This window comes from Ligaoa zhengdingensis, from assembly GCF_014384885.1.
GTDB lineage: Bacteria > Bacillota > Clostridia > Oscillospirales > Ruminococcaceae > Ligaoa > Ligaoa zhengdingensis.
This window is the reverse complement of the sequence record NZ_JACRST010000071.1, coordinates 1-1,953: the sequence shown is the minus strand read 5'-3', so window position 1 is coordinate 1,953 and position 1,953 is coordinate 1. Positions and strand designations below refer to the sequence as shown.

2 protein-coding genes and 1 pseudogene are annotated in these 1,953 nt (G+C 57.1%); all 3 read right to left on the bottom strand.

Translation table 11 applies throughout. The annotated features are described in order from the left end of the window. Positions 1 to 109: pseudogene (locus H8711_RS13620) on the bottom strand (DNA cytosine methyltransferase); the annotation flags it as partial. Then, on the bottom strand, positions 96 to 452 hold the full coding sequence (locus H8711_RS13615; protein ID WP_009901612.1) for a DUF7768 domain-containing protein: 357 nt from the start codon (positions 450 to 452) through the stop codon (positions 96 to 98). The gene H8711_RS13615 and the pseudogene H8711_RS13620, both read right to left, overlap by 14 nt. A 309-nt stretch (positions 453 to 761) precedes the next feature. Continuing rightward, positions 762 to 1,953, bottom strand: a 1,192-nt coding sequence (locus H8711_RS13610) for a ParB/RepB/Spo0J family partition protein (RefSeq protein ID WP_249283877.1), incomplete at its 5' end; no start/stop codon positions are given.

The window sequence follows — 1,953 nt, the reverse complement described above, 5'->3', positions numbered from 1 at the left end:
GCGCTTTTTCAATCTCACTGGCCCAGACCGGACGGATACCGCACCGGGAAGCAGCCAGAGGGAACACGCCGATCCCGTCGAAAAGGCTTCCCAGCTTAATGTCCGGCATGGCCCGGGGTGCCGTGTCCCTTCACGGCAAGCACCCCTTCCAGTGTGGTCGCCGCAATGCCCAGCCGCCCGGCAACCGCAATATCGTTTTTCACATCCTCGTCCACAACGCTGCCGCAGACGATCAGGGTATGGGAACGCCGCAGCATATCCCGGCGCATATCAATCCCGGCTTTGTGTTCCTCGGGAACGCTGTCATTCAAAAACAGCGGCAGGTACAAGAGCGGGCAGATAGGGGAAAAGCCCGCCTCATAAGCAAGGCGGCAGTAGTGGGCCGCCAGCTCCATATCAACATCCGGCTCGCCGCTCCATGCGGCGGTCAGGTACGCTAAAGGTCGTTTCATTGGTTGAGCCTCCATTTCTGTTTTGGTTTAAGGAAAAGCAAGGTATCGCCCAACCCCTCCGCCCCTTCCCCCGGGAAGGGGAACGGCTCTGGAGAATTTATATCCCCGTCGCTTGACCGGAAAAAAGCATAACCGGGAGAAATCCGTCAAGGGTGCCTCTGGCACCGCCTGCGGCGGCGCTGCCCTTGACTGATTTTCCCGGCTATGCTACGGAATAACTGGCGACGGGGAATCATTTATATCTCCAGAGCTTCGGGGCGCGGGGCAGAGCCCCGCAATCCTCGGGTCATGCTGACCCGAAGTTTTGGCTTACTTTTCCTGTTCGTTTTTCTTCTCCGGCTTTTCGTGTTCCTTCTGCTGACCCTTCCAATCGTCCAGCAGCTTGATGATCTGGTCCTTCATTTCCCTCGGCGTAGTTTCCTTGCCGAAATACTTGCTCAGTTCCGCACCTGTCAAAATCACTTTGTCTACCTCCTTTTTGTCCTCCATCATAATGCCGTCGATCACATCCCCGTTGAGCAGCTTCTTTTCGTCCAGTTCCCGCATACGCTTTGCCTGCGCCTGTGAAGGCGAGGACTGCTGGCTGTCAATGGCGACGGCGATATAGCTCTGGTTCTTCTTGCCGATATAGGAAAGTTCCACCGCCGTAGTAAAGCCCAGCTTTTTTTCATCCATCAGCTTCATCAGGTCGGGAACCAGCTCATTGAGACGGATATACCGCTGCACCTGCTTGACCGCCATCTTATTGCGCTCGGCCACGATCTCGTTGGAGCGTTTTCCTGCGTCCTTCGGGTCAATCTGGCCCGAAGTGCGGGAGCCCTGGTGCTTGATGGCCTCAAGCTGCATTTTCAGAGCTTTGGCCCGCTCACTGGGGAGGATTTCTTCGCGCTGGTTGAGATTGTCCTCGACCATCTGCGTGATGGCTTCATCGTCTGTCAGGTTTCGGACGATACAGGGCATATCCGCATACCCGGCAAGCTCGCTGGCTTTCTGGCGGCGGTGGCCGGACACGATCTCATAGCCGCCATCCTCACGGGGACGGACGATAGCGGGCTGGGTCACGCCCTTGTCCTTGACGCTGGACACCATAGCCCGCATTTCTTCATCGTCCCGGACTTCAAAGGGATGGTTCTTGAAGGCGTGGAGCTCGTTCAGCTTGATATAGACGATCTGCTCCTTGCCCCGGCGTGGTGCATCATTCGGTTTTTCGGGTTCCTTCGGAGCGGGAGCGGCATGTACCGTTGGAGCCGTTTTTTTCTCCGGTTCCTTTTTGACCGCATTTTCCGGTTTCTGTGCAGGAGCTTTGGGCTTCGGGGCTGCGGCCTTGTCCTTATCTGCTTTCGGGGGACGGCCCCGGCGCTTCGGCTGTTCCGGCTCTTTGAGTTTTTCCTCCGCTTTCTTCGGAGCCTCCGGCTGCTTTTCCGGTTTTTCCGTTTTTGCCGGGGCAGGCTTTTCCCCGCTGGGAGCTGCCGCCCGTTCCTCGACCTTCTTTTCCTTCATA